The organism is Pseudomonas sp. 43(2021) (genome assembly GCF_017490805.1).
Lineage (GTDB): Bacteria > Pseudomonadota > Gammaproteobacteria > Pseudomonadales > Pseudomonadaceae > Aquipseudomonas.
The window spans coordinates 1-256 of the sequence record NZ_JAFGYJ010000638.1; the positions used below are offsets into that span (position 1 = coordinate 1).

The following is a 256-nucleotide window of genomic DNA, read 5'->3' on the forward strand; positions in this document are numbered from 1 at the left end:
AGTTATTGCGATGGAGGGACGGAGAAGGTTAGGCCAGCCTGGCGTTGGTTGTCCAGGTTTAAGGTGGTAGGCTGAAATCTTAGGCAAATCCGGGATTTCAAGGCCGAGAGCTGATGACGAGTTGCCTTCAGGCGACGAAGTGGTTGATACCATGCTTCCAAGAAAAGCTCCTAAGCTTCAGATAACTGGGAACCGTACCCCAAACCGACACAGGTGGTTAGGTAGAGAATACCAAGGCGCTTGAGAGAACTCGGGT

At 51.6% G+C, this 256-nt stretch carries 1 rRNA gene; it reads left to right on the forward strand.

Annotation, left to right across the window (positions count from 1 at the left end):
- Positions 1-256 (forward strand): 23S ribosomal RNA (locus J5M71_RS29075); the annotation flags it as partial.